23 protein-coding genes are annotated in these 24,988 nt (G+C 66.9%); 11 read left to right on the top strand and 12 right to left on the bottom strand.

From position 1 onward, the window contains the following. Window positions 1–9: 9 nt before the first annotated feature. Window positions 10–834, bottom strand: a complete 825-nt coding sequence (locus QHF89_RS18665; RefSeq protein ID WP_136928968.1) for an OmpA family protein — start codon at window positions 832–834, stop codon at window positions 10–12. A gap of 379 nt (window positions 835–1,213) precedes the next feature. On the opposite strand from QHF89_RS18665, the gene QHF89_RS18660 reads away from it, so the two are divergent. Then, window positions 1,214–1,555: a histone H1 gene (locus QHF89_RS18660; protein ID WP_136928969.1), complete on the top strand. Its 342-nt coding sequence runs from the start codon at window positions 1,214–1,216 to the stop codon at window positions 1,553–1,555. A gap of 219 nt (window positions 1,556–1,774) precedes the next feature. Next, window positions 1,775–3,031, top strand: a complete 1,257-nt coding sequence (locus QHF89_RS18655; RefSeq protein ID WP_136969083.1) for a spinster family MFS transporter — start codon at window positions 1,775–1,777, stop codon at window positions 3,029–3,031. Here the strand turns inward: QHF89_RS18655 and QHF89_RS18650 are convergent. After that, window positions 3,028–4,632, bottom strand: coding sequence for a hypothetical protein (locus QHF89_RS18650; RefSeq protein ID WP_136969084.1), 1,605 nt, complete (start codon window positions 4,630–4,632; stop codon window positions 3,028–3,030). The two genes, QHF89_RS18655 and QHF89_RS18650, sit on opposite strands and share 4 nt — an antisense overlap. A 15-nt stretch (window positions 4,633–4,647) precedes the next feature. Next, window positions 4,648–5,295: an AgmX/PglI C-terminal domain-containing protein gene (locus tag QHF89_RS18645; protein ID WP_284720663.1), complete on the bottom strand. Its 648-nt coding sequence runs from the start codon at window positions 5,293–5,295 to the stop codon at window positions 4,648–4,650. Between the two features lie 78 nt (window positions 5,296–5,373). Between QHF89_RS18645 and QHF89_RS18640 the strand changes: the two genes are divergently transcribed. Next, window positions 5,374–5,835 carry a hypothetical protein gene (locus tag QHF89_RS18640; protein WP_136969086.1) on the top strand — a complete coding sequence of 154 codons (462 nt, stop codon included), beginning with the start codon at window positions 5,374–5,376 and terminating at the stop codon, window positions 5,833–5,835. Window positions 5,836–5,870: 35 nt separating this feature from the next. Beyond that, window positions 5,871–6,311: a hypothetical protein gene (locus tag QHF89_RS18635; RefSeq protein ID WP_284720662.1), complete on the top strand. Its 441-nt coding sequence runs from the start codon at window positions 5,871–5,873 to the stop codon at window positions 6,309–6,311. Here the strand turns inward: QHF89_RS18635 and QHF89_RS18630 are convergent. Further along, entirely contained in the window at window positions 6,308–6,973 is a 666-nt protein-coding gene (locus QHF89_RS18630) for an HNH endonuclease (protein WP_284720661.1), read from the bottom strand. The two genes, QHF89_RS18635 and QHF89_RS18630, sit on opposite strands and share 4 nt — an antisense overlap. 192 nt (window positions 6,974–7,165) lie before the next feature. Here QHF89_RS18630 and QHF89_RS18625 point away from each other — a divergent pair, with 192 nt between their 5' ends. The 4 genes from QHF89_RS18625 to coaD are packed head-to-tail and all read left to right on the top strand — an operon-like array spanning window position 7,166 to window position 10,862. Continuing rightward, window positions 7,166–8,032, top strand: coding sequence for an SDR family oxidoreductase (locus tag QHF89_RS18625; protein ID WP_284720660.1), 867 nt, complete (start codon window positions 7,166–7,168; stop codon window positions 8,030–8,032). Beyond that, entirely contained in the window at window positions 8,032–8,874 is an 843-nt protein-coding gene (locus QHF89_RS18620; RefSeq protein ID WP_136928975.1) for a 3'-5' exonuclease, read from the top strand. The genes QHF89_RS18625 and QHF89_RS18620 overlap by 1 nt, the downstream gene beginning before the upstream one ends. A gap of 26 nt (window positions 8,875–8,900) precedes the next feature. Continuing rightward, window positions 8,901–10,373 carry a tetratricopeptide repeat protein gene (locus QHF89_RS18615; RefSeq protein WP_136969088.1) on the top strand — a complete coding sequence of 491 codons (1,473 nt, stop codon included), beginning with the start codon at window positions 8,901–8,903 and terminating at the stop codon, window positions 10,371–10,373. A 3-nt stretch (window positions 10,374–10,376) separates the two neighbouring features. Further along, complete coding sequence (gene coaD / locus QHF89_RS18610) at window positions 10,377–10,862, top strand: pantetheine-phosphate adenylyltransferase (protein ID WP_136969089.1); 486 nt, start codon at window positions 10,377–10,379, stop codon at window positions 10,860–10,862. Here coaD and QHF89_RS18605 read toward each other — a convergent pair. After that, the gene (locus QHF89_RS18605) at window positions 10,859–11,218 is read right to left on the bottom strand and encodes a hypothetical protein (protein ID WP_136928978.1); all 360 of its coding nucleotides are present in this window, start codon (window positions 11,216–11,218) and stop codon (window positions 10,859–10,861) included. The two genes, coaD and QHF89_RS18605, sit on opposite strands and share 4 nt — an antisense overlap. Window positions 11,219–11,318: 100 nt before the next feature. On the opposite strand from QHF89_RS18605, the gene QHF89_RS18600 reads away from it, so the two are divergent. Continuing rightward, a complete protein-coding gene (locus tag QHF89_RS18600; protein ID WP_136969090.1) occupies window positions 11,319–11,912 on the top strand; it encodes a tetratricopeptide repeat protein in 594 nt (197 codons plus the stop codon). Here the strand turns inward: QHF89_RS18600 and QHF89_RS18595 are convergent, their stop codons facing one another. The 4 genes from QHF89_RS18595 to QHF89_RS18580 all read right to left on the bottom strand — a co-directional run bounded on the left by QHF89_RS18595 (window position 11,913) and on the right by QHF89_RS18580 (window position 18,037). Next, window positions 11,913–14,696 carry a glycosyltransferase family 39 protein gene (locus tag QHF89_RS18595; protein ID WP_136969091.1) on the bottom strand — a complete coding sequence of 928 codons (2,784 nt, stop codon included), beginning with the start codon at window positions 14,694–14,696 and terminating at the stop codon, window positions 11,913–11,915. A 247-nt stretch (window positions 14,697–14,943) separates the two neighbouring features. Continuing rightward, window positions 14,944–15,402: a toll/interleukin-1 receptor domain-containing protein gene (locus QHF89_RS18590; protein WP_136928980.1), complete on the bottom strand. Its 459-nt coding sequence runs from the start codon at window positions 15,400–15,402 to the stop codon at window positions 14,944–14,946. A 27-nt stretch (window positions 15,403–15,429) separates the two neighbouring features. Beyond that, window positions 15,430–15,774 (bottom strand): hypothetical protein, encoded by a 345-nt coding sequence (locus tag QHF89_RS18585; protein ID WP_284720659.1) that lies wholly within the window; start codon window positions 15,772–15,774, stop codon window positions 15,430–15,432. A gap of 1,570 nt (window positions 15,775–17,344) precedes the next feature. Further along, complete coding sequence (locus tag QHF89_RS18580; RefSeq protein ID WP_136969093.1) at window positions 17,345–18,037, bottom strand: hypothetical protein; 693 nt, start codon at window positions 18,035–18,037, stop codon at window positions 17,345–17,347. 285 nt (window positions 18,038–18,322) lie between these two features. On the opposite strand from QHF89_RS18580, the gene QHF89_RS18575 reads away from it, so the two are divergent. Further along, window positions 18,323–20,143 (top strand): recombinase family protein, encoded by a 1,821-nt coding sequence (locus QHF89_RS18575; protein WP_136969094.1) that lies wholly within the window; start codon window positions 18,323–18,325, stop codon window positions 20,141–20,143. Window positions 20,144–20,233: 90 nt separating this feature from the next. On the opposite strand, the gene QHF89_RS18570 is transcribed toward QHF89_RS18575, so the two are convergent. The 3 genes from QHF89_RS18570 to QHF89_RS18560 form a co-directional block, all read right to left on the bottom strand. After that, window positions 20,234–21,394, bottom strand: a complete 1,161-nt coding sequence (locus QHF89_RS18570) for a hypothetical protein (RefSeq protein WP_136969095.1) — start codon at window positions 21,392–21,394, stop codon at window positions 20,234–20,236. Window positions 21,395–21,396: 2 nt separating this feature from the next. Next, window positions 21,397–21,792, bottom strand: a complete 396-nt coding sequence (locus QHF89_RS18565) for a hypothetical protein (protein WP_136969096.1) — start codon at window positions 21,790–21,792, stop codon at window positions 21,397–21,399. 332 nt (window positions 21,793–22,124) lie between these two features. Beyond that, on the bottom strand, window positions 22,125–22,865 hold the full coding sequence (locus tag QHF89_RS18560; protein WP_136969097.1) for a hypothetical protein: 741 nt from the start codon (window positions 22,863–22,865) through the stop codon (window positions 22,125–22,127). A gap of 1,137 nt (window positions 22,866–24,002) precedes the next feature. On the opposite strand from QHF89_RS18560, the gene QHF89_RS18555 reads away from it, so the two are divergent. Then, window positions 24,003–24,884, top strand: coding sequence for a hypothetical protein (locus QHF89_RS18555; RefSeq protein ID WP_284720658.1), 882 nt, complete (start codon window positions 24,003–24,005; stop codon window positions 24,882–24,884). The last annotated feature ends 104 nt before the right edge of the window (window positions 24,885–24,988 follow it).

The following is a 24,988-nucleotide window of genomic DNA, read 5'->3' as shown; positions in this document are numbered from 1 at the left end:
ACGCTCGGCTCAGTTCGCGAGCGTCTTCAGGTCGAGCATCTCCTCGACGTTCGGCAGCACCACGAGCTCGCAGCGGCGGTTCGCGAGCTTGTTCTCGGGCGTGTCGTTCGGCTTCACCGGATCGGTGTCGCCGTAGCCCGCGGCGCTCCAGCGCGCGGGGCTCAGCCCGCCGCCGTTCTTCTCGGGCGTCTCGATGAGGAACGCGAGCACCTCACGCGCGCGCATCACGCTGAGGCCCCAGTTGTCCTTGAAGCGACCGCCCGCGAGTTTGTCGCTGTCCGTGTGACCGGCGACCTGGAACGAGCGCTGCGACAAGGCCGAGTCGTTGCGCACGACCTCGGCGACCTTGAGCAGGATGTCCTGCCCGTCCTTCTTCAACGTCTCCTTGCCCGGATCGAAGAGCACGTCGCCCGGGAGCTGGATGACCATGCGGTTGTTGCGCACGGTCACGTTGAGCCCGAGCTTCGTGAGGGCCTGGAGCTTCTCGCGCAGCGTCTCGAAGCGCTTCTTGATCGCCTCGAGCTGCTCGGCGCGGCGGCGGTACTCCTCGAGGGCCTTCGATTGTTCCTCGAGGTTCGCGTTGAGCTTCGAGATATCGACGCCGGCGTTCTTGAGCTGCTGCTTGAGCTGCTCGATCTGCGCCTTCGCGTCGTCGAGCTCGCCGCGGGCCTTCTTGTTTTGCCTCTCCTGATCGGAGAGCTGGCCCTTCAGGGCCTCGATTTCACGGACTTTGGCTTGCATCTCCTCCTCGGAGTAGCCGCACCCGGTAGCGCCCGTGAAGGCGAAGAGCGCGGATCCGAGCAGGAGCCATGAGGTCGTGCGACGCATCGACATCCTGTCCTCCTGGACGCTTGACGAACGTCCGGACCGTAGCCGAGGTCCTACGCATCGCACAAGGGGAGACATACCCCGCGACGCTCGATGCATGAACCGATGCCCATGTCAATAGGCGACGTTTGACGACGAAAGGGGAGGTTGTAGGCGCTTCGGATCGCGAGGGACACCACACCCCATCTGTTCCTGCGTTCCGCCCCCTCGCAATGCTTGCAGAGCGATCTCCCTTCAACCGAAGGGGTACATCAGAGCAGGCCTTGCAAGAATTTCCTTGACCGTCACCATGCGTGGCAATATACGTCGTGCAACATCTGTTGTCTCGGGGCTCGCGACTCAGTGCAAAAGCGAGAGCGAGGCGGCCAATCAGGAGGGTCTACAGATGGCTGCGAAGAAGACTGCGAAGAAGCCCGCGAAGAAGGCGACCAAGAAGGCCACCAAGCCGGCCGCCACGAAGGCGACGAAGGCCGCCAAGAAGCCCGCGAAGAAGGCTGCCGCGAAGAAGACGGCCGCCAAGCGCGCCCCCGCGAAGAAGACGGCTGCCAAGCGCGCCCCCGCGAAGAAGCGCGCCGCCGCCACGACGAAGCGCACGGCGAAGAAGGCCACGAAGCGCGCGCCGGCCAAGAAGTCGGCCGCTCCACGGGGCCGCGCCGCCGCCAAGCCCGCTGCTCCGAAGTCCGCGCCCGCTCCCGCGCCCGCCGCGTCGAGCGACGACGAGGAATAGGCCCAGTAGCTAGCCCGCAAGCTCTTCGCAGCCGTCCCGGAGGCGGACATCGAGTCCGCCTCGCGGGCGTCGGGGCCTCGACGAAGATCGAGGGATGATGTGCCCCGAACCAGCTTGGATCCGCGGCGTTAGGGACATCGAAGAGCCTCGACCGAATGGACGTCGGAAGACCGTACGTCCATTCGTGTTTTTGTGCGCCTCTTTCCGTAGTCTCGTCCCGTGATCAAGAGCCCGCGCGCGATCCTCGCGCTGCTCACGGCCCTGAACCTCCTGAACTACGTCGACCGCTTTGTCGTCACGGCCGTAGGACCGCGCATCCAGGAACACCTCGCGCTCTCCGACAAGGAGCTCGGCTTCGTCACGAGCGCCTTCATGCTCGGCTACTTCGTCACGAGCCCTGTCTTCGGGTGGCTCGGCGACAGGTTCCCCCGCAAAGCCCTCATCGCCGCCGGCGTCCTCGTCTGGTCCGCAGCAACCGCAGCCTCGGGCCTCGCAGGCGCGCTCGCGTCGCTCCTCGCCGCGCGTGTCGTCGTCGGCGTGGGCGAGGCGAGCTACGCGACCTTGAGCCCCACGATCATCGACGACGTCGCGCCCGCCGAGAAAAAGAACCGCTGGCTCGGCATCTTCTACGTCGCGATCCCCGCAGGCTCCGCGCTCGGCTTCATCCTCGGCGGCTTGCTCGAGCATCGCTACGGATGGCGCAACGCCTTCTACATCGCAGGCGGGCCCGGCGTGCTGCTCGCGCTCGTCGCGCTTCTTCTACGCGAGCCGGAGCGATCGCTCGCGCAAAAGAAAGACGAGCGCGGCGTCATCGCGAGCTTCCTCGACGACACGCGCGCGCTCGCGCGGAACCGCTCGTACGTGCTCACCGTCGCGGGCTACATCGCGCAGACGTTCGCGCTCGGCGGCTTCGTGCAATGGGCCGTGCCGTTCCTCTACCGGAGGCTCTGCCTCGATCTGCACGTCGCCGACGGCGCGTTCGGCAAGCTTACGGTGGTCACGGGGCTCGTCGGCACCGCGATCGGCAGCCTCGTCGCGGAGCGCGTGCCCGGCGAGGATCGCGTGCGCGCGGCGCTCTGGGTCTGCGCGATCTCCTCGGCCGTGGCCACGCCGGTCGCCTTCCTCGCGATCTTCGCGCCGTCGTCGACGAGCTTCCTCGCGCTGCTCGGCCTCTGCGAGCTCGCGGTCTTCGCCAGCATGGCCCCGACGAACCTCGCCATCTTGAAGTCGGTGCCCGATGATCGACGCGCGAGCGCGATGGCGCTGTCGATCTTCTTGATCCACCTGCTCGGGGATCTGATCTCGCCGCCGATCGTCGGCGCGGTGAGCGACGCGTTCGGCGACGCGAAGGCGCAGTGCACGTCGGGCACGGGCCTCTTCTGGGGCATGCTCCTCTTGCCCGTCGCGCTCGCGCTGTCGGCCGCGTTCTGGTTTGCCGGCGCGCGCCGGACGAACCCCGCGTCTTCGTCGAGCTAGTCGCCGAGGTAGAGCTTGAGCGATCGCGCCGCGGCGGGACGATCGAAGGGCACGCCCGCGAGCTCGCGTTGCGACATGCGCTCGAAGAGCTGGATCGAAAAATCGTAGAACGCCTCGCACTCGCCCGCGGCCACGTCGAGGCGCGTGGGGTCGAGCAGATCCGCGTCGCGGAGCGCTGCGAGCGAAGCGACGAGCGAGCGCGCGCGCGGGTAGTCGCCGAGCACCACGAGCGGATATCCCATCGCGCGGAAGTAGCCGAGGAAGTCACGCACGAAGCCGAAGCTCTCGGGCACGGCCCACCGGTCGCTCGTGGGATCGGCGTGCCGGAGCTTGCTCGCGAACGCGCGCGTGATCTGCGCGAACATCCACACGTTCTGCCGCACGCGCGCGATCGTCCCGCGCCGCACGCCGACGTCCTCGAAGACGCGCCCCTCCTCCAACGTCGCCCCGAGCGCGCGCCCGAGAAAGAGCACGCAGAGCTCGATCGCAGGCCGCAAGAGCGCCGTCGCTCCCTGGATCCGCGCGCGCAGATCCTGCTCCGTCAGCTTCGAGTCGGCCGGAGGTAGTTCGTGCTCAAATATTCGGCGGAGCTCCACGCGCAGGCTCGCCGACACCGTGAGCAGCGCGTCCTTGATCGCCGAGAGCCTTTGCCCTTCGGCCACGAGCGCGTCGTGCCGCGCCCCGATGTCCGACGCGCCAACGCGCCCGAGCTCCCGACCGAACCCCTCTGCGAGCAGCTCGCCCGCGCGCCTGCGCAGGTAGTTCGAGAGCGCGCGCCCGTCGCTGCGCAGCACCGCGAGCACCAGGTACGCGCGCCCCGCGACGCGACGGTCGGTGTGGTCGAGCGTGATCGCGTCGAGCAGGCGCAGGTACCGCAGCATGCGGTAGAGCGACAGGAACGTCAGCGCCACGAGCCGATGCGGGTGCTCGCCCGTCACGTTCTGCATGAGCTCGAGCACCGCCGACGAGCCGATGCGATCGAACTCGGGCCGGAACTCGAGCGCCGAGAGCGGGTTGAAGAACGCGCTCTGCGTGATCTCGCGCATCGTGATCGAGAGGTGCGCGTAGAAGACGCGGTAGCTCACGCGCGGCAGGCGCAGCATCGCCGTGCCCGTCTCGATCAGGTTCGTGAACGCTTGCCGCAAGAGGAACAGCGCTGCCTCGGGCGACTCCTGCGCCATCGTCGCGTAGACGAGCCGCGTGCGCGAGTTGTCCTCGGGCAAGACGGTCTCCAGGTACCGCTGGAACACGAACGCTCGATCGCGCTCGCCGAGCATCATGCGCGCGAGCTGCACGACGCGCAGCATGCCGTCCTTCGCGTGCGCGAGCTGCTCGCGGAAGTCGTGGCTGACGATCGTTTGCCTGCGACCCGAGCCCGGGTGGTTGCGCGGGTTTGCGAAGCAGGCGAGGCCCTTCAGGAGGATCTCGAGCTCGAAGAGGATCTCGTCCTTCTGCTTCTCGGCGAGCTTCGAGAACCAGGCGTCGCGCGCCTCGCGTTGCTCGCGGCGCAGGCCTCGCGAGTCGCGCAGGAGCTCGACGTACGCGTTGTGCGCGCCGCCCTGGCCCTGGCCGCGTGTGGGAGGGTTCGAATCGCTCGTCAAGGGCTCGTCCGGCGCCTAACGGCGCGCCTTGAACTCGAAGGGGTACGTGAAGATCGTGTCCTTGCCGCTCGGCGACTTCGGGTACGAGAGCCCTTTGGCGACGTCCTGCATGCAGCTCTCGATCTCGGGCGCCTTGATGTCGCTCTCTTCCTGCTTGATCTTCGACTCCTTCAGGCGCCCGTCCGGCGCGAGCTCGAACGTGAAGGCGACCTTCCCCTTCTGCCCCGGGTTGTTCTTCGCCCACAGATCGAAGCAGCAGCGGAACGCGTCGCGCTTCGACTTGATGAGCTCGCTCATCGGCTGGAAGCGATCACTCGCGCCCGCGTCGCCCGCGGTCTGCGCGTTGTTCATCACGACGCCGTTCGCCGGCGGCTCGTTCGTCAGCTCGGCGAGCATGTCCTTGCAGTCGGACGCCTTCTCCGGCGCCTTGCGCGGCGCAGGCGGAGGCGTCGTGGCCGCGCCCGTGCCTTGATCGGCCGCCGCGGCGCCCGGCGAAGGCTTCGCCTCGTCCTTCGGCGCTGCCGATTCGCCGCTCGTTCCCTTGTCCGGCGAGGCTTCGGGCGAGCTCGCCTCGGGAGGCGATCCGCTCGCGCACGCCGAGAACAGCGCCGCGAAGGTGAGGCTCAACGTCGCGAAGAAGGAGGCTGTCGCGCAGGCTCGCATGGCGGCCATCCTACCCGATCCTGCCGTAAACCCGTGCGTCACCTCGCCCGGACGCGCGCGCCGAGGCATCCTTCCGTCATGCGTAGGCTCCCCGCCAGGCTCGCGCTCCTCGTGATCCCCCTCGCATTTGCCCTCCCGGCCGCATGTGGCGACGGCTACGAGGTTCGTCCGTGTGGTCAGATCCCCGAGAAAGGCTGCCCCGTGGGCCGCGGCGGAACGTGCGACGACGCGACGTGCGCGGCCCTTTACGATTGTGTGGACGGCGCCTGGCGCCACACCGAGGCCTGCCCCGGCGGCGGACAGGACCCGGACGCCGGCGTCTCCCCCGATGGTTGCGCCAAACCTGTGATTGACCACACGGGCGAGACCACGGGGTGCATGCCGGATCTCCAGAACCCGGACTGCCCTGCGGTCGCGGCCGAACAGTGCTTCGAAACCGTTTGCCTCACCGATTGCATCGATTTTTTTCTTTGCACCAAGGAAGGCTGGAACCTCGTGGCATACTGCAATGAAGAAGGGACACTGGAACTGACGCAGTGAGGCGACGAGATTTGCATCGAGGTCCGGGTGCTGCGGTGGTCTTCGCGATGGCGATGGCGCTCGCGGGCTGTCCGGACGAACGTGGTTCGGTCGAGGTCGTGGAACCCGCGGCCGAGACCGCGGCGAAGAGTGCGCGCGCGCCGATCTCGGGCATGGTCGTGGAGGTCGCCTCGGTGCGCTCGGAGGCGGCGATCGACGCCGACGCGGTCCGCGCCGTGCTGCGCGACGCGGAGCCCGCGTTCCTTGCGTGCCTCGACGCTGAGGGCTCGACGGGCGTCATCGCGCTGAAGCTCGGCGTCGAAGAAGACGGCGCGACGCTGGAGGTGGCCTCGCAACAAGCGACGACCTACGGCACGGACGACGCGCGCGCGTGCCTCGAACGAATCGTGGCGGCGCTGCGGTTCCCGACGACGCAGTTACGCGAGCGCTTCGAGCTCCTCGTCTCGCTCGAAGTACGGCCGCGCCACGAGCTTTAGGCCGATTTCAGAAACGGCTCCCACTCCTTGAACGGCTCGGGCCGGCCGAGCAAAAGGAGCATGGAGGCCGACCAGCGCGGCGCCGTCGGCGTGCGAAGCAGCCGCATGCTGGCCTCCTCGGGCGTGCGCCGGCCTTTGCGCAGATTGCAGGGGCGGCACGCGGTGACAAGGTTCTCCCACGAGTCGACGCCGCCGCGGGATCGCGGCACGACGTGGTCGATGTTGAGGTCACGCACGGGCGGCCGCTTCAAGCAGTACTGGCACTGGTGTGCGTCGCGCAGCATCACGTTGCGGCGCGAGAGGCGCACCGTCGGGCGCCGGACGCGCTCGTAGCGGCGCAGGTGCAGGACACGCGGCACGCGGAGCGAGCCGCCGACGATGGGCAGGCCGTCGTCGCTGTCGCGCACGGGCAAGCCGCGCCAGGAGGTGAAATCGTGGACGTCGCCGGCCTCGTCGATGGCGTGCGCGGTGCCGCCGAAGAGAAGCAGGAATGCGCGGCGCGCGGTCGTCACCTGGACAGGATGAAAATGCCGGTTCAACGCGAGGACCGGCAACGCCAGCGGATCACGGCTCCGCCTCTCGGGAGAGAGGATCGTCGGGTGCGCGAACGCGAGATCGTCGTCGATTTCGAACGAGCCATCGAGCTCGTCGAGCCCACCCACCACGTCGGCGTCACCAACATCCGCGGGGCTCGTCTGAAGGAGCGAGGCCCCCAATCGCTCGGAGCGCTCAGGCCTTGGCACAGCCTGAATGTAGCAACAAATGGCCCGGCCTGGCGGCCCCCCGCGCGAAAAAAAAGAGCGCCACCGGCCGCGGGTCTTTGCCCCGCGCTCTCCATCGCTTACAGGCTCCGCATGTTCAAAGAGCGATGCTTGCAAGGCAGGACCGCGATCGTGACCGGCGGCGGCACGGGCCTCGGCCTCTCCATGGCGCTCCGCCTCGCCGATCTCGGCGCGAACCTCGTGCTGACGAGCCGCGACCCCGGGCACATCGAGCCCGCCTGCGAAAAGGTCCGCGAGCGCGGCGCCAAAGCCCTCGCGGTGCGCTGCGACGTCCGGCACTTCCCCGAGGTCGAGGCCATGGTCACCGAGGCCGAGCGCACGTTCGGATCGATCGACATCCTCGTCAACAACGCCGCTGGAAACTTCCTCTGCCCCACGGAAGATTTGAGCCCCAACGGCTTCAACGCCGTCGTCTCCATCGTGCTGAACGGCACGTTCCACGCGACGCTCGCCGCGGGCCGGCGCATGATCGCGGCCGGCAAGGGCGGCGTGATCCTGAACATGCTCGCCACGTACGCCTGGACGGGCTCGGGCTTCGTGATCCCGAGCGCGTCGGCGAAGGCGGGCGTGATGGCGATGACGCGCTCGCTCGCCGTCGAGTGGGCGAAATACAAGATCCGCGTGAACGGCATCGCGCCCGGTCCCTTCCCCACGGAGGGCGCGTGGAAGGCGCTCGTGCCGGAAGGCATGGACAGCGTCGGCAAGAGCAAGATCCCGCTCGGTCGGTACGGCGAGCACGAGGAGCTCGCGAACCTCGCGGCATTCCTGGTGAGCGACTATTCCGCGTACATCACGGGCGACGTGATCACGATCGACGGCGGCGCGTGGCTTACCGAAGGCGGCACGTTCAACCAGATCGCCATGATGGAGCCCGACACGATCAAGCCCGTCATCGCGATGATGCGCGGCGCCGGCGCAAAGCCCAAGTCGAGCGGCTGATGGCGACCGCGGAGGCAGCCGGGCCGCCGCGCGGTTCGCCGTGGGACGATCCCATCGACGAGGCGCCGCTCGTCTTCCTGGACCTGGAAATGACGGGGCTCCGGCCCGCGTCCGACCGCGTGATCGAGCTCTGCGCCGAGCGCACGCGCGGCGGCCGCGTCGAGGCGTCGCTCACGACGCTCGTGCGTCCCGACGACGGCGTCTTCGGCAATGCCCACGTGCACGGCATCCAGCGCGAGGACCTCACGCACGCGCCGACGTTCGCCGAGATCACCGACAAGCTCCTCGCCGTGTGCGCGGGCGGGATCCTCGTCGCGCACGCGGCCTCGTGGGACGTGACGTTCCTCGAAGCGGAGCTCGCGCGGGTGAACCGGCCCGAACGGTTTCCGTTTTTCCTCGATACCCTCGTCCTCTCGCGCCGCGCCTTCGCGCTGCCGACGCACGCGCTCGGATCGCTCTGCGCCTCGCTCGGCGTGGCGCAGGCCCGCGCGCACCGGGCCGAGGACGACGTGCACGCGCTGCGCGAGATCTGGAAGAAGATCCGGGACGTCCTCGCGCCTGCGACGCCGCGGGACCTCTGGCATGTTCGTATCGGCCAGCGCTACGCGCGCCCGGCCATCGTGGCGGCGGCCGTCGCGGCGGCCGAGATCGGGAGACCCGTGCGCCTCCGCTACCGCCCTGCCCATCGCGGGCCCGAGGACCTCGAGTTCTGCGTGACGAGCGTGCGAACGGACCTCGACCCTCCGCGGGTTCTCGGCTATCTGCTTCCCTCGCGCAGCCGCAGGGAGCTACGAGCCGATCGGATCCTGCTGATCGAAGCTCCCGGCGAAGCGGGAAAGTAGAAAGCGAAACGTCCGTGGGAAGCAGTATGTCTCGACGAGATTCCGATCGGCCGCTGGGCCGCGTTTCCCTCCTCGGCGCGGCCGCCTTGGCGCTGCTCCTCTCCGGGTGTCCCACGGCGGGCACGCTGCAAAATGCGCGGCCTGCCACGGCCGACAAATGGTTCCAGCGCGCGCAGCAGGACTTCAAGGTCGCCGACATCGAGGATGCGCGGGACGCCGTGAAGCGGGCGCTCGCGATCGTCCCCGACGACCCCGAGGTCCGCAAGCTCGCGGCCCGCATCGCGCTCGCGCAGCTCGACTACGCCGAGACGATCCGCCTGCTCAAGGGCATCAAGGGCTCGGAGGCCTCGGGCCTGCGCGGCCGCGCGCTCTGGTACAAGGGCGACCTCGAAGCCGCGGCCGATCAGCTCGACGCGATGCTCAACGATCCCGACGTGGTCGACGACTGGGCCAAGGGGATCACGAAGCTCGCGCGGCGCGGCGCGGGGCGCACGCCGTTCGCGCTCTCGGGCGCGTTGCTCGCGGCGGTGGAGCTCCCGCACGTCAGCCCGCTCGCGCCCTTCTTCGTCGTGCCGGTCGAGATCGACGGCGAGAGCGCGCTCGCGATGATCTCCACGGGCAACGCCGAGGTCGTGCTCGACAGCGCGACGCGGCCTGAGCCGAGCTGGATCTCGCTCCGCTTCGGCAAGAAGCTCGAAGTGCACGACGTGCCTGCGCTGACGCAGGATCTCTCGGGCATCTCGAAGCAGATGGGCGCGCCGATCAAGGCGCTGCTCGGCGTGAACCTGCTCCGGCACCTGCACGCGACGATCGACTACGACGGCCACCAGTTCGTGGCGCGGAGCTTCTCGCCTCCGCCGCCGCCCGACGCGACGCGCGTGGACCTCTCGTACATCCGCGGCGGCGGCATGATCCTGCGCGGCAAGTTCGGCGGCGAGCGTGGCGAGCCGGTGAGCCTCTTGCTCGACACGTCGATGACCTTCCCGCTCGCGCTCGACGAGGGCGGCTGGAAGAAGGCCGGCTCCGTCGCGAAGGACCTCAAGATCGTGGCGGAGGATCCGGAGCAGAAGCTGCGCGAGGGCGTGGTCCCGATGGTGCGCCTCGGCGCCTTCGACGTGCCCAAGGTGCCCGGCGTGTTCGGCACGCCCGTCGACCAGATCGAGCGGCAGATCTCGCTCGACATCGACGGCGTGCTCGGCACGGGCCTGCTCGCGCCGTTCCGCGTGACGTTCGGGGATCAGGGCCGCCTGATGTGGCTCGAAGACACGACGCTGCTCATCCAGCGCATCCTGGCCGAGAGCGGCAGCGGGCAGCCGCTCCCCGACGACCCGATGCCGGGGATGCCCGATCCGCTCTCGCCCTTCGGCCCGCAGCCGGGCCTCGGGAATCCGGGTGGGCTGCTCGCGCCGCCGGGCGGCGGCCTCGCGCCTGCACCTGCGCCCGGCGGCAACGCGCCGCCCGGTGGGGCGAAGCCCCCGAAGAAGGCCCCGGAGCGCTGAGCCATGGAGCACCCGATCGCTGTCTACGCGGGCAGCTTCGATCCGCCGACGCTCGGCCACCTCGACCTGATGGAGCGCGCGGCGAAGCTCTTCGATCGCGTGATCATCGCGATCGGCCGCCACCCGACGCGCAACCCGCTCTTCAGCTTCGACGAGCGCCTCGCGTTGCTCGCCGAGGTGACGAAGGGCATCCCGAACCTCACGGTCGACTCGTTCGACGGCCTGCTCTTCCAGTATTGCGAGAAGGTCGGCGCGCGCGTGATCGTGAGGGGTTTGCGCGCCGCCACGGACTTCGAGTACGAGCTGCAGATCGCGCACGCGAACGCCGACATGGCGCCGCACATCGACACGGTCTTCCTGCCGACGCGCACGAATTACGGATTCGTCTCGGCCTCGCTCGTGCGTGAAATCGCGAGCCACGGCGGCGACGTGAGCCATTACGCGCCGCCCGCGGTCAGCGAGGCGTTGCGGAAGAAATTCGGCCGCTAGCGATAGGGCTTTACGCTCGCACGTTCCATCGCGAGCAGCGTCCGCACCACGTACGGCACCGACGCGACGCCGGCCAGCTCGGCGAGCGCATACGCAATGTGCTCGCGGCTCGCGTGCGGCGGGATGCCCACGCTCGCGATGCGGTAGCCCTCGCGGGACAGGTCTTCGACGGTCTCGATCTGGACGGCGCTGACGGTCTTGTAGACGGCGATGCGCAGGCGCTTCGGCCGCAGGCGGTCGAGGGCGCGCATGGCGAAGTCGATGCGATCGAACTCTTCGGGGTCGTGGTACTCGACCAGGCGCCGCGGATCGGTCTGCTCGAAGCGGGCGTCCTGGAGCGTGGCGCGCGAGCGCATGGCGCAAGCGTAGCCCTATCCCGTTGGCCTGGACAGCCCCCGGGCACGGTGCCCACGGAACCCTGTTGCTCCGGCCCCACGTCGCGCCGACACTCCCTGCGTGCGTGGCTCGTCCCTCCTCCTCGCGCTCGTTTGCGTCGGCTGCGCGGCTCAGTCCGAGCGCTCGGCCGCGCCCATCGTTGATGTCGCCGCGCCCGTCGCGAAGACGGATGGAATCCCATCGGAGGACACGGACGGGCGTGACGCCGACCGCGATGGGATCCCCGACGACACGGACCGCTGCCCGAACGAACCCGAGGATCGCGACAGCTTTGCAGATGACGACGGCTGCCCCGACATCGACAATGACAGAGACGGCGTGGCGGACGCGAACGACAAGTGTCCGGACGAACCCGAGAACAGGGATGGCCGCGAGGATGAGGACGGCTGTCCGGAGACACCACAGGTCCTCGCGAAGCGGGCCTTCAAGGAGGCGCTCCTCGCCTCCCAGCGAGGGGACCTCGCCCAGGCGCGGCGGCAATTCGAGGAGGCGTACCGCATCTTGCCGGGGGACCTGGTCCTCTTCCACCTCGCGACGACCGCGCACGCCCAGGGGGACCACGACGCGGCTTGCCGGTATTACAAGCAATGGCGCACGTCGCCCAAGGCGCAGGAAAAGCCCCGGCAGATCGCAGCGCTCGACGCCTGCCCCTAATCATTCGAACGTCGCGCGCACCAACCCGAACTTGTTGTTGAGCTCCGGCGTCGTGAGCTTGTCGAAAATGCGCGGGGCGCCGAGCTCGTTCGCGAGTGAGCCCATGCGGCCGTGCTCGGTCATGAAGTAAAAGGTCTTCACGCCCTTCTTCTTCTGCTCCAGGACGTAATCCTGGAACTTCTTGCCGCTGGAGACGAAGGCCGGGACGGCGTTGCCGTTGTAAAAATTCTCGCCCTTCCAGTTCATCTGGAACGCGATGATGGGCCCGGGGATCTCCTGTTTGGCGCGGTAATACGCGAGCACCGTCTCGCGTTGCCCCCAGTGCGGCGAGGTCTTCACGAAATAGACGTCGATGCCCCAGGCCGTGAAAAGCACGGACACGGCGCAGAGGCCCGTGACGACGTGGCGGCGGGCGCGGGCCCACACGAGGGCGAGCGTGAAGAGGGCGGCGGCGCTGGTGAAGACGAGGAGCGCGGTCCGGAAATCGAGCGTCGAGGGGAACACGCGCTTGTAGTTGTACGTGAAGAGGTGGAGCAGCCGCACCGGCCCGAGCATGCCTTCGCGTGCGCCCGCGAGGTCGCGGCCCACGAAAAAGACGAGCAAGCCGCCCGCGATCGCGGCGGCGCCCCACAACACGCGCTCGTATTGCTCGGCGAAGGCGTCCGTGATCTTTCGCGCGCCCGAGCGTTGCACCATCTCGTCGAGCAGAATGCCCGTGAGCATCGCGGCCGGCGGGAGGGCCGGCATGATGTAATGGTGGAACTTCGTGAGCATGAGCGTGAAGAGCACGAACGCGAAGAGGAACCACATCGCGAGGAAGATCGACGCGTCGCTCCTGCGATCGCCCTCCTCGCGGCGCCGGAGCCACGCGACGAGCGCCGCGGGCACGAGGCCGGTCCACGGGAACATCGCGTAGCCGAGTTGCCAGACGTAGAAACGGAAGCCGACGTCGTCCCCCTCGTTCGTGTCGTGCACGTGCGTGAAGGCGCGCTTGAACATGTCGTGGAAGAGCAGCCGATCGGTGAACGGCTGCCCGTGCCGCGCATACATCGCGACGAACCACGGCAGGGCGACGGTGAGCAGAATCAAGAGGCCCGCGACGATTTCGAGGCGGAGCAGGTCGCGATACCGGCGCGACACGACGATGTACGCGAGGGCGCAGAGCACGGGCAAACCAAAGCCGGCCGGCCCCTTGGCCATCGTGGAGAGGGCGGCGAAGAACCAGGCCGCCAGGAAATAAAGCCGCTGCGCGCGCCGCTCGCCCCAGCACATGTAAAGCAAGAGGCCGAGCGCCTGGATCCAGAGGACCGCCTGGAGCGCGGGCTGGAGGCCCTTCAGCACGGGGGACGCGTCGCCGCAGGGCTGGTTGCCCGGGATGCCGCAATTCATGGGCGAGCCGGAGCGGAAGGCGTCGGCGTGAAACCGCAGGGAGAACGGCGACGGGAGGATCTCGAGGTTGCGCGAGATCAGGTACAGGATCTGCGGCAATGCGCAGGCGATGATCATGCCGAGGACGAGGTGATACCCGGAGAAGCGGTATTTCGCTTCGCCCACGGAGACCTCGTACACCCGCACCTCGCGCTCCGCGTCCTCGTGAATGCCGAGCAGGAAGAGGGCCATCGCCGCGGACATCGTGGCGACGAAGGGCATGTCGGTCACGGTCTGGTGCGAGACCAGAAACCACTGCGGCATCGTGGTGAGCACGAGCCCGCCGAAGAAGCCTGCGCGACGACCAAAGACACGCGCGACGGCCTTGTACAGGAGGTACGTCGCGACGAGCGTGATGAGGAAAAAGGGCAAACGGACAGCCCACTCGGGCCAGGGCACGCGCCCCTCGGCGACGGCGGAGAGCATGGCGCCGGGCTGATACCGAACGCCGAACGTCGCCATCGCGATGGCCTGCATCCAGAAATCGAGGACGGGCTTCGACCAGAACCAGCCGTCCTGGGCCCACCAGAGCGAGATCCAATCATTCCGCGCGAGGATCTCGCGCGCGACCTCGCCATAATGGGTCTCCCACGGATCGCTGAGCGAATGGCTGCCGAGCGCCGGCAAATAAAGGAGCGTCACGAGGGTGACGAGCCAGAATCCGTGGCGACGAAGGAGCGGAATGGGTTTGCCGGAGGGCTTTTTTTCCCAAGCGCCGAGTTTCTCACCGACGCGGTAGGTGGAGACGACGGCGCCGAGAAAGCAGGCGGGAACGGCGAGGCCGGCGCCGATCGGGCCGAGATATCCGGAGACGGCGAGGGAAACCGAGGCCAAGAGGCCAAGGACGGAGCCCCCGAGGAGGGCGAGGGGCTGGGCGAGGTCGGCGAGCGCGACCCGCTTGGCGACGCGCTCGTCAGGGTCGTCGAAGGTGCCGCAGAGGTCGAGGAGGCCAAAGGTGGCGACGAGGATCGCGACGATGCCGATGGGAACGCCGACGCGGTACTGCGGGCGCAGCGCCATGAGGAGGAGCGCGACGAGCGCGCCGGTGGCGAGCGTGGAGGCACCGCGGACGAGCTGGAGCGGGTTGCCAGGGCGGAGGAGAGGATCGGGGGCGGGAGGGGATTCGGGGTCGTCGCCGGGGTCGTCGGCGTCGGGGTCGTCGTCGTCTGCGGCGTCGTCGTCCGCGGCGTCGTCGTCCGCTTCCGCTTCCGCGTCCGGACCCGCTTCCGCTTCCGCGTCCGGACCCGCTTCCGCTTCCGGGCCCGCTTCCGTCTCCGTCTCCGTGGCCGGCTGATCTTCCGGCCGGTCGGCTTTTTCGTCGGCTGCGTCGGTCGGATCTTGCTTGATCTCGCTCATGGCTCGCGGGCTCGGGGAGGCCATGCACTAGCAAGCCTTCGGGCCGGGGCAAAGGGGGAGGTTTCTCCAAGCTCGGGCCTGCGGCGGGAAAGGCCGATGCGCGAAATCACCCCTCCTCGTAGGGAACACGACCCTGGTAGGGGCCGGCTTCCAGATCCTCGACACGCTCTCCAAGTCGCAGGCGGCGCCCTCTCCGAGGGACCTCTCGCCCCCATCGTCTACGCCGAGCTCGCGCACGCGGGCTTTCCTACGGCGCCCTGAGCTTCTCGACGACCCGACGAATCCCCCGGGCGACGTCGGTCCACGCCTCATCGGGATCGGCCCAGGACTTGATCGGCTTTCCGTCACGCGGCAATGCCTGAACCGCCCCAAAAGGAGTATTCTGCCATCCGTCGCATTGCCGCAGGATGATCGGAATGACGACTGCCTCTCCGGCCGCGCGGCGCTCCATGGCCCGCTTCAACTCGATATCATAGCAGTACTCGGAAGCCACAAAATCGGCACTCACGAGCAGCAGGATGATCGCGGCTTGATTGAGGTTCCCGTCGATGGCGCGCTTCCACTCGTCACCCGCGCCGATCTGCCGGTCGTGCCAGCTTCGGATGGCACCGCTGCGCCTCAAGAGGGAAAGGTGCTTCTCCAGCTCGACCCGATAGGCCTCATCCGTGTGCGAATACGAAATAAAGATGTCGAGCGGCGCATTCATGGGATCTCCTTGATGACGTGACAACACTCACGGATCGTCCAGAAGCACGACGACCTTCGTCGTCCTGTCGGCGTTGGGCGGCGGCGCATCGGAGGTCGGGCTGAGCGGCAAATTCAATCCAACACAAAGAGCAGTCCGCTTGATATCGTCGTATGCGACGTCCCCCGTTGCCCACGCCGTCTGCCCGACCAACACCTCGACATGGAGACCTTTGCGCTCGAGCATGTCTCCGATGGTCACCGGAACGCGCCGTGGAGAGCGCCCACTTCCTCTCGTATAGGCATCCGAGATCGGGATACAGCCTATCCATTCGCGCGCGTCGACGCTCCGAAAACATACCTGGGCGTCGTCGGGGACATCGTTGCCGTTCACGCGGACACTGTACAGTCGAATTAAATGGCGCTGCGTCGGCGAAAGAGCGTCAGCGCAAGCGCCTGGGACCGATGCACGACCCGAGGCACACTGACCACAGTACTGGGCTGATTCCTTGCAGATCGTTTTCAGCTTGCTCGTGTTGTACGCGTCCGTTCGGCACTCGACACCCCCGCAGCAGGGGGAACCACTTGGCGTCTGAGCAACCGGGACCGTCGTTTTGACGGAGGACTCATGGCCCTGCTCGTTGACGGACGGAGGAGAAGCGGCCTGGTTCGGAGAGGTGCTCCCGTAAATACCTTTGAAGATACCCACGCAGAACAGGACGACAAAGATACCCGCGAGCATCATCCATGACGTGCGAGACCACGAACGAGCTTCCGAAGCGCGCTCGAGCGGCCCGGTACCGGCTCCAGGAGACGACAGACTCACATGAGGCTGACTCCAACGAAGGTCCGGCGAAGATGGATGCGCCCCTCCGAAATCTGGGGAGGACGCGTGCATCGGTCTCGGATCGGACGAAAAGGAGGGCGCGCTCGACCTGTGCGACGGGGATGCGCCTTGGTTCTGTGCCTCGATACTCTTCACGAGATAGCGAATGGACTCCGCGACCAGGCTCCAAGCGTCATCCGGCTGTGGCCACCTCTCCACGGGCACGAGATTGGAGGGGAGCACGTGGAGCCCGGCTGGCCTCACGCCCGTGGCTCTTATATCGAGCGCCCGCACCAGAACCGGCACGACCGACGCCGTACGCTCCTCATGCCGCGCATAAGCCCGGTGTTCCTCGGCGTTGCACTCGCGGGACGCAGCGTAATCCGAGGTGAGCAAACATAAAATGATCTGTGCGCGTTCGAGGTCGGGATGGACATCAGGCCGTGTCTGGCCAGCCAAGACATTTCCGGTGTGGGAAATTCGTATCCGTCGGCGGGTGAGGAGCCCGGCGAGATGCTTCTCGAGCGCTCGGTAGGCTTCGACATCCTTGGGTGCCCTCGCGGCGAAGGAGATGTAGACGTCAACAGGCATCCGCGACACTCCAGGTGGCCCAGCGGGTGATCCGTGCTCCGTCTCCGGAAGCCGGAAGAGTGTGCAACACTACCGCGGTTGGTCGGCCGCTGGCAAGTGCCGAGCAGATCCCGACCTGGGCAGCCCCTGCGACAGGTCGCGCGCGTCAAACCGCCACCGCCTGCCTCCCTACTTTCCCTTTTCTCCTGCCCCCACCCACTCCCCTCCGTACGCGCCGCTCTCCGCCCCGCACCATGGCAAACGCCGCTTTCCCCCCTCGACACGCGTCCACCCCGACGGTCCACCGTGACCCGTGCCCCCTGACGCCCGTCTACCCCGGCAGTCCATCCTGACCCGCCCCCGTCGCCACGCGTCAACCCCCGCAGGCCATCCTCACCAGCCGCCGTCGCCACGAGGCGACCCCCGCAGGCCATCGTCACCTGCACCCCTCGCCACGCGGCGACCCCCGCAGGCCATCGTCACCTGCGCCCCTCGCCACGCGGCGACCCCCGCAGGCCATCGTCACCTGCACCCCTCGCCACGCGGCGACCTCCTCGGTCAGCTCCGATCAGAGCGCGCAGGCTCCGCAGGTGCAGGTGCCTGCACTGCATTCGCCGTTCGCCGTGCAAGCGGCGCCGAGATCACACGGGGTCTGCACACAGGGCGCAGGCATCGGGGTCGCGCCGGCGGGGACGTCGAGGCAGGCCCGACCTCGATCGATGACCCGAAGCATCTCTTGCATACGGAGCGCGACCTGGTCGGCGACGAGGTCTTTGATCGCGTTCGCGACCGCGCCGAGCGCGCCTGCGTTGCAGATGTGCGTCGCGTCCAGCAGCGCATCCTCGTTGAGCGAGACCCGCGTGAGGGTGAGCGGTTCGCACCCGAATCGGATGGCGCCATTCGCAGATGCCACGCCCATTCCCTGGATGAACACCGGGATGTCCACCCAGGCGGGCATGCCGCACATGCCGCCCACCGTGACGTGGTAGTTGATGGGGCTCCCAAAAACGACCGTACGCATGGGCAGTTGATCGAGCCGTAGTCGCAGCGTGCCGCTGACCGACACCGGGCCGCACGTATCCGCGGGAGCCGTGGCCGCGGGGAGCTGCGAAAGGTCGAGTTCGGCGATGCAGCGTTTGGGGTTGCTGTCTGGATCGGGACCGCCGACGCATATCTTCGTGTTGTATCCGGCAACCGACGTGTCCTGCGTCTCGATCGGCACGGAGAGGGTACACGCATCCGGCAGCTTGCAGGTGGCCATGGGCACGCCGCCATCCATGTCGCCCCCGGCGCCGCCGCTCCCGCCGCCGGCTCCGCCTCCGCCTCCGCTTCCGCCCCCGCCTCCGCTTCCGCCTCCGCTTCCGCTTCCGCTTCCGCCTCCGCCCCCGCCTCCGCCCCCGATCCGGAATCTATTTGCTACCTACTACCTAGGCAGCAAACTTAATGATTCCGACCACTTGCAACACACTGACAGCGACCCGCTGCCCGGCCAAATAGACTGATCACGCGTTCAGTAGTGACGCAATCAGATCGAGAGGTCTCGACCATGGAAGCCAGGACCGGCATCATCCCGAGCATGGGCGGCAAGAGCAGCAAGGGCGGCAAGGGCGGCAAGGCGCGCGGAACGGCGCAGAAGCGCGCGCACGTCAGCCCCCCGCGCGAGGTCTCCATCCTCGAAGCGGCGCCCGATGCGCCCGCGGTCGTGAACGCAGGGCCCACAATCGCCGATCCTTCCTCGGTTCGGCGGGTCCTCACGGTCAACGGTCCTCACGCGGGGACGTCGCGAGTCCTCGCCTATCGGCGCGTCTCGACCATGGAGCAAATGCGATCGGGCACGTCGCTCGACGCGCAGGACGAGGAGATCCGGCGTTACTGTCAGTACGCCCGCCTCCCGGATCCGATTGACTTTGAAGAAACGGAATCGGGCGGCGTCGAGTCACAAGAGAAACGGGAGAAGATCGCAGCCCTGCTAAAGGCCGTCCGCCCGGGGGATCTCGTGGTGGTGGCGAAGCTCGATCGGTTCTCTCGCGATATCGTCTTCACGATCTCCGCCGTGCGCGACATCATCAAGCGGGGGGCGCGCTTCCTGTCTCTCGCTGAACGGTTCGACGCCTCTACCCCCGAGGGGGAGACGCAAATGGCGCTGTGGGCCTCTATCGCGCAAATGGAGCGGGCCCGCATTCGCGAGCGCACGGAAGGCAACCGGAAGCGGCTGCGGGCCCTCGGGAAATTCGTAGAGGGACAGCCCCCGTTCGGCTACGTTCGGGCCAAGGGCGCGGACGCACACGATAAGCCGCGCCGATTGGAGATCGATCCGGTCAAGGCGCCGATCGTTCGCGAAATGTTCGACATGTGCCTTGCAGGCAAGAGCGCGCGAGACATCGCGCTCCATTGCCAGACGACCTATGCAGGACTCGCGATGTTCCGGACCGTCTGGATCCTGCAATTGCTCAAAAACCGAATGTACGCCGGCCAGATCGCGACCACGCCCGTCCGGCCCGACAAAAACCGCCAGTTGACGCAAAAGCCCGCGGAATGGGTCGACGCGCACGAACCGATCGTTTCCCTGCAAATGTGGCACGCGGCCCAGCACGCGCTAGCGGGACGGCGCTCCTACGGGCGCAAGCCTCGCACGGACACGATCACCTCGGAATGGTTGATCCGAGGGCTCGCCCGTTGCTCCATTTGCGGATCGATGATCACGGCCAAGCCTGCAAGCGAGAAGAATAAGCACGCGGGATACTACGTGTGCCGGAAGCGCTACGCGCCAGAGTTGAAGAATGCCACGCGCGAGCGGTGCATGGAGGCGCCCTGGAATCGGCAGGATGAGATCGATCCGAAGATCGAAAGGCTCGCGGCGCGGCACTTCAAAGCGCTTGACGGGCATCTGTCGAAAGCGCCCCCGCCGTCCCCCCATGCGCCGAATTTCAGGGTGCAGCGGGCCAAGCTCGTAACGGCGCGGAGCAATCTCGTTTCCATGGTCTCCTCGGGCCAGTGGGGGATGGACGTGATCCGGGCGGAAGCGGCGCGGATCGAGCGCGAGCTTGCCGCGATCGATGCGGAGGAACGAGCGCTCTCCGCGGAAGCTTCGGCCGATACGGTCGAGAATCGGAAGGGCGCGCTTTCGTGGTTGCGCTCGATCGTGGCGCAATGGGGGACGATGGGCGTCCCTGCTCGGCGCGCGGCGCTCGGCGCGATGCTCGACGGGATCAAGATCGGTCCGGAGGGGATCGCAATCGAATGGAGCGACGCCGCGACGATGGCCGTCCGGTACGCGGAGGGGCGCCTACCCGATCCCGCGACGCTCGACCATGCGAGCGACGATCCGCGCCGCCCTGCTCGCCCGATGCTCCCGGGAGGCGCCTAGCGACTTGGGCTTGCCACCGAGCACGCTGGCGAGCGGAGCGAGCCTGCGGTGCTCGGTCGGATGCAAGCCCTTGTTGGGCGGCTCTTCCAATCAATCGACGACATCGAATCGAACCACGTCGTCGATCCAACGCTGCGAGCCGTGTAGCGACTTCTTACCAACAATAATCACGTGCTTTCCGACGTCGTGTGCGCGAACGGCCTTGCGATAGTCGAGCGGACTTAGGTAGGCGCGCAACTGAAATCCTCTTCCCCCATCATCAACATCTATGTTCACCTGGCCCGTGTTGCTTACGAGCGTACGCACCCTGCCTTTATATGGCTCTTCCCGTGTCTCCGAAAGCGCGCGCAGTTGGCGCGCCCCCTCTTCCATAATCTCGAATTGCGGCGGCGCCACACGGACCGGGGCAATTCCTGGCAAAGATTGGCCCTGGCTGCCGAAATGTGACGAAAAATCAAGCATAAGCTGTGGATCGTCGGGCTTCAACTCAAGCATCGCCTCAAGCATGTTCGCGTTCATGCCATCTGAGTATGAGTGCACCAGTTGTTCCGACTTACGCGTTTCGGCAACAATACAGAGCCCGTGCATGATCCGTCGCATTACGCGACTCGAAAAAGATGACGCCATCCCGAATTCGAGGGTTGCCGAAGGGATCTCGATGTTGATGACGAAGCTGCCCAGCTCAGTCTGTCCGAGGCGACAAGCATCACCGAATTCCATGTCCCGCTTCCGTGGAACAAGGTGCGAAGGAGCGGGTTGGTCCTCCATTCTTGCCGCGGATACGAACAATGCTCGAAGACCCGACATCGTTTGCACCGCGGTTTTCAGCGGCAACGAGCCACCTCTGGTGGATTCGGACGAAAGGCACACGCTAAGCCGATTGGTCGACATAGGGCGGAGGTTGTCCTGTCGTTCGGGGCGCGCGAGGACACTCGCGTGGCGGCCGACAACCTTATCTACTCGCAATCTCACGGCGCTGCAAACATCATATAGTGCTTTGCCGAATTCGCCGGCAGAAACGAGGTCATGCAGCGGCAATGTTTCCGCTCTGCTGAAGCGTGCACGAACTTCGCCGACGTAGAGATCGAGGACCAACCGCGGGTTTTTATTAACCGCGATTTCAGAAATTGATCGCGCCTCAAACTCTAGCAATTGCAGAGCTTGAAGCTCAACGGCCTCATTGGAGCCCCACATTCCGGTGCGATCACGGAAGGCCAGTAGACGAGCATCTACAAATCGCTTAACGTCCATGGCTAATCATCCGACTGAATTCCGGGGTCGACGCTTTCCACGTCCACTGCCGATTCGCGAATATCGTCCGGGTATTGAAAACGAAGAGCGAGGTATTGGCGAGCAGGGTCGCCGGAAGGACCAGTTAGCGCATCTACACGATGCTCGATCACCTCCACGAGAACATGGTGATACCATTTTCGGTGACCGCCCGTGGTCAAGAGGTAGGGAGCGGGCTCGACAGGTAGCAACTGGATCCCGTATGCTCCAGGATGCACTTCTTTCGCAACTGGCAGCACCCGCCGCGCTGCCGCGGCGCATTTGGAACTGTCCGCAGGATACTTCGCGAGGGCAGAGCGAACCTTGCGGCGTTGCGTTACGTTCCAAGGGATGGCCACTTCCCGCTCCTTGTTTATCATTTACAGAGTACCGGGTCGGCTTGATTCGCGTCAAGCCCAACGTGGGCGCGCAGTTGCAGCGCGATGGAGCCTGCTGAACGTGGACACTGCCACGTTTGGCAGTCGTAGACCTCTCGTGCCCACCCAACACCCGTTTTGCGGGGGGCTCGATCTCGGGGTGACGGATGCGCGCCCCGAGCGTCGAGAGCGCGTAAAGCCCCCCTCTCGCCCTGTTTGGCGCGGTCGTGCTCGACGGCGCTGCCCTCGGGGTGCTTGGCGCGCGCAAGCGCCACCGCGGGAGCTTCCGCCCGAGCACACCTAAAGCGCCGAGCGCTTCACATTCCTGGATCGTCTCATGCACCGCCCATCACCACACCACAGCTCTTGCATTGTGTGAGTTCCGCTGGGGTTAGCTGATTGCAGAAGCGGCACCGCATCACGACAACCTGCCGCTCGATGACCTCACGCTCCCTGTGGACCACGGCCGGCATGGCGGCCGGCATGGCGTGCAGCGAATGCTGACGCGCATTCCGAGCTTCGCGCAACGAATGAAGCTTGGCTCGGAGAAGACTTACGGCCGCATCGGCACCATGCCCCGGATACCTGAGACCTCCACCCGAGCTCAAGGCGACGACGAGGGCCCCGTTTACGAAATCGACGTTGCTGATATGCTCATAGTAGACTTCACGCGTACTGTCCCCACGGTAAGGACGTTTGTTCTTAAGGTCGAATCGGGGCCGGTCATACACCCGAAGCGCGCCTTCTCCCGGGTAGAGGATCACGAACCAATAGTCGGCGCAGCATTTGATGAAAGGTTCAGTTCCCCATGCTGTCGAGATGACAATGGGTGCCACATTGGCAAATTGTTCCGGGTTACCAACGCCGTCACGCATGAACTGCGCTACGGCGGTATCAAGGATTTTCTCGTGGTTCGAGTTGATGACTGTAACCCCCCAGAACCAGAGCCCGAGACATCCGGCGGCCAGGACCATGCCGAAGGCGGGATGCACGCCAGCGCCGAAGACGAAGAGAATTACCGCGCCGATCGCTGCTACTTTGAAGCGCCAACCTAACCACCAAACAAATCCCTCCATCGCTCTCCTCCACTGTAGTCCCGAACCCAGAACGAGCAGCATACAACCGAGGGGAGTCATGAGGCTAGTACCCGCGACGCTCGACTGGACGAACGGCGCAGCCCTCGCGACGCTCGGCGCGGTCGTGCTCGACCGACGCAGCCCTCGCGACGTTCGGCGCAGGCCTTGCGCGTTCGGCGCAGGCCTTGCGACGTTCGGCGCAGCCCTCGCGACGTTGGGCGCCGTCGTGCTCGATGGCGCGGCCCTTCCACGGAAGACTCGCAAGGCGTGGCGTCGCGGCTCGCATGCGAGCCGCCCCCTTGGCGGCGCCGCCGCTCTCGGTCTCACGCGGGCGCACTCTCACGCGTGAGGGCAAGCCTTGCGTGAGCATGTGAGGGGACCGCGGGAGGCGGCGCGGTCCCCTCGCGTGGACCGCTTACGCTAAGCGTCCCGCTCGCCGCGCAGTGTGTCCCGCTCCGCGAGTGTGCCGTGGCACGGTGGACCGATCAGCACACCGCAGCACACCGCGGGCGCGCCGCGACTTATCGTAAGTCCCGCTCGGCGCGGTCGTGCTCGACGGCGCAGCCCTCGCGCGCCGCTCGGCGCACGCAAGCCCCCCGCGGTCGCTTCTGGCTTGTAGCCGTGAGGCTTGGGCCACAAGCCTCTTGTGGCCACAAGCCCACAAGCACCTCGTGATCCACGCGGCACGCTTCCCCTTGACGGGCGCCCCCTCGCGTCGCTCGGCGCAGCCCTCGGGGCGCTCGGCGCGGTCGTGCTCGACGGCGCAGCCCTCGTCCCTCCGCCGTGGCGCAAAGGCCGTGTTTTGCAGGCGAAATAATTGTCGGGCTTCTCGCGGCGCTTCGTTTCAAGGGGTCTGCTGCCGTTCGTTCGTCCGGAATTAGAAAACGCACGACACTAATCTAATTCCACGGAACCTTTTGAAGGGTCTAAATTCGGACACTTAGCCCACGAATTAGAATACGAAACCCTGAACTAATCACATGCCCCTTGACGGCGCAGCCCTCGGGGCGCTCGGCGCGGTCGTGCTCGACGGCACAGCCCTCGCGGCGCTTGTCAAGGGGTACGTGCGAGGGGGCGCATGTTCCTTGTCACGTTGTCTCGGGGGGGCTTGTCTCACGAGACACACGGCCCCGAGACATGCGTGACAACACAACGGCGCAGCCCTCGGGGCGCTCTCGACGCTCGGCGCGTCGTGCTCGACGGCGCAGCCCTCGCGGCGATCGGCACGTCGAGCTCGACGGCGCGGCCCGCGCGGCGCTCGGCGCGGCCCTCGCGGCGATCGGCGCGGTCGAGCTCGACGGCGCGGCCCTCGCGGCGCTCTCGACGCTCGGCGCGATCATGCTCGACGGCGCGGCCCTCGCGGCGCTCTCGACGGCGCGGCCCTCGCGGCGCTCTCGACGCTCGGCGCGATCATGCTCGACGGCGCAGCCCTTCGCGGCGCCCGTCCTGGGGCGGCCCTCGGGCCCGCGCGTGTATCTCTGCCAGAGATACGCGGCCCTCGATCCACGCGTCACCCCGCGAGATCCATACAGAAGGTCCGGATCGGCGCGATGTTTTCCGGTGCGGAGAACGGGGGGACGGCGCAGCCCTCGGGGCGCGCTCGACGCTCGGCGCACGTGCTCGGCGCGGCCCTCGCGGCGTGCTCGCTGCTCGGCGCACGCGTTCCGCCTCCCATTGCCGAACGAATCGCGCGCTTGCAGCTCCGCGCCCGCGATGGACGGCGCAGTTCTCGCGGCGATCTCGACGCTCGGCGCGGCCCTGGGAAGCTCGGCGCGGCCCTGGGAAGCTCGGCGCGTCGTGCTCGACGGCGCGGCCCTCGTGGCGCTCGGCGTGGCCCTGGGAAGCTCGGCGCGCCGTGCGACGGCGCGGAAAGCGGGGGACGCCGCAAGGCTCGGCGCGAGTTATTACAGCCCCCCGGAGCGAGTTATTACAAGTAAGAACCCGTGCGTATCACGCGGCGCGGCGCAGTCCTCGGGACGCTGGGCGCGACGCTTCGGTGCGAATTTCGCGCGATCGTGACCACCCGTTTCGCGGCATCGTGACCACCTGTTTCGCGGCATCGTGACCACCTGTTTCGCCATCGTGACCACCTGTTTCGCCATCGTGACCACCTGTTTCGCCAT

The sequence above is a fragment of the Polyangium sorediatum genome (genome assembly GCF_029946465.1).
Lineage (GTDB): Bacteria > Myxococcota_A > Polyangia > Polyangiales > Polyangiaceae > Polyangium > Polyangium fumosum.
Note: the sequence above shows the minus strand (reverse complement) of the source record. Positions and strands in the feature narration are given on the sequence as shown.

Bases quoted from the DNA above. Each gene is read 5' to 3' on its own strand.
- QHF89_RS18615 (WP_136969088.1), top strand. From the start codon at position 8,901: ATGTCTCGACGAGATTCCGATCGGCCGCTGGGCCGCGTTTCCCTCCTC.
- QHF89_RS18640 (WP_136969086.1), top strand. From the start codon at position 5,374: ATGCGTAGGCTCCCCGCCAGGCTCGCGCTCCTCGTGATCCCCCTCGCA.
- QHF89_RS18595 (WP_136969091.1), bottom strand. From the start codon at position 14,696: ATGAGCGAGATCAAGCAAGATCCGACCGACGCAGCCGACGAAAAAGCC.
- QHF89_RS18605 (WP_136928978.1), bottom strand. From the start codon at position 11,218: ATGCGCTCGCGCGCCACGCTCCAGGACGCCCGCTTCGAGCAGACCGAT.
- QHF89_RS18555 (WP_284720658.1), top strand. From the start codon at position 24,003: ATGCGTGACAACACAACGGCGCAGCCCTCGGGGCGCTCTCGACGCTCG.
- QHF89_RS18570 (WP_136969095.1), bottom strand. From the start codon at position 21,394: ATGGACGTTAAGCGATTTGTAGATGCTCGTCTACTGGCCTTCCGTGAT.
- QHF89_RS18575 (WP_136969094.1), top strand. From the start codon at position 18,323: ATGGAAGCCAGGACCGGCATCATCCCGAGCATGGGCGGCAAGAGCAGC.
- QHF89_RS18660 (WP_136928969.1), top strand. From the start codon at position 1,214: ATGGCTGCGAAGAAGACTGCGAAGAAGCCCGCGAAGAAGGCGACCAAG.
- QHF89_RS18590 (WP_136928980.1), bottom strand. From the start codon at position 15,402: ATGAATGCGCCGCTCGACATCTTTATTTCGTATTCGCACACGGATGAG.
- QHF89_RS18560 (WP_136969097.1), bottom strand. From the start codon at position 22,865: ATGGAGGGATTTGTTTGGTGGTTAGGTTGGCGCTTCAAAGTAGCAGCG.
- QHF89_RS18625 (WP_284720660.1), top strand. From the start codon at position 7,166: ATGTTCAAAGAGCGATGCTTGCAAGGCAGGACCGCGATCGTGACCGGC.
- coaD (WP_136969089.1), top strand. From the start codon at position 10,377: ATGGAGCACCCGATCGCTGTCTACGCGGGCAGCTTCGATCCGCCGACG.
- QHF89_RS18620 (WP_136928975.1), top strand. From the start codon at position 8,032: ATGGCGACCGCGGAGGCAGCCGGGCCGCCGCGCGGTTCGCCGTGGGAC.
- QHF89_RS18565 (WP_136969096.1), bottom strand. From the start codon at position 21,792: ATGATAAACAAGGAGCGGGAAGTGGCCATCCCTTGGAACGTAACGCAA.
- QHF89_RS18580 (WP_136969093.1), bottom strand. From the start codon at position 18,037: ATGGCCACCTGCAAGCTGCCGGATGCGTGTACCCTCTCCGTGCCGATC.
- QHF89_RS18665 (WP_136928968.1), bottom strand. From the start codon at position 834: ATGTCGATGCGTCGCACGACCTCATGGCTCCTGCTCGGATCCGCGCTC.
- QHF89_RS18645 (WP_284720663.1), bottom strand. From the start codon at position 5,295: ATGCGAGCCTGCGCGACAGCCTCCTTCTTCGCGACGTTGAGCCTCACC.